Annotated in this window: 1 pseudogene; it reads right to left on the bottom strand. The window is 79.3% G+C overall.

Going from position 1 to position 537, the window contains the following annotated elements:
- Positions 1-2: 2 nt before the first annotated feature.
- A pseudogene (locus tag FOE67_RS28035) lies at positions 3-537 on the bottom strand (hypothetical protein); the annotation flags it as partial.

A 537-nucleotide genomic window follows, 5' to 3' on the forward strand; every position in this document is an offset into this window, starting at 1 on the left:
GGTCATCCCCGCGGGGCGGGTGCGGGGGCCCGGTCGGCTCCCGCCGGGGCCGCCGGCCGTTCGCCCGCGGTTCGTCCCCCGCCGTCGGGGGGCTCCCGGTCGGCCGTCCCGTCGGCCGGGGCGGGGCGGCGGGCACGGCGTTCCGCGCGGCGGGGAACGCTCCGCGGTGGGACCAGGGGCAGCCTGCGTCCCCGGCCGGGATCCAGCACGGGGTAACCGAGTTCGAGCACCCGCGCGACGATCTCCTCGCACTCGGCGGGGTTCAGGGCGGGTACGACCGCGGCCCATCGGCGACCGACCTCCTCCCCCACGGGGAGTTCGGCGGGCGGGGCGAACCCCGCGGTCGTCGGGTCCCCGCCCCGGGTCGGTGGATCGACGTCGTCGGGGGTCGTGTCGCGGTTCGCCGAGGGGTCGGTGGCGAGGACCAGCAGGCGCAACGGGTGGGGGCCGGTGAGGGGGTAGGTCCACCACAGGGCCTCCTGGCGGCTGTCGCCGCGGCGGAAGGTGAGCCGGCCGGAGGAGGGGTGGTCGGGGAGG

The organism is Streptomyces calidiresistens (assembly GCF_014141525.1).
GTDB classification, from domain to species: Bacteria; Actinomycetota; Actinomycetes; order Streptomycetales; family Streptomycetaceae; genus Streptomyces; species Streptomyces calidiresistens.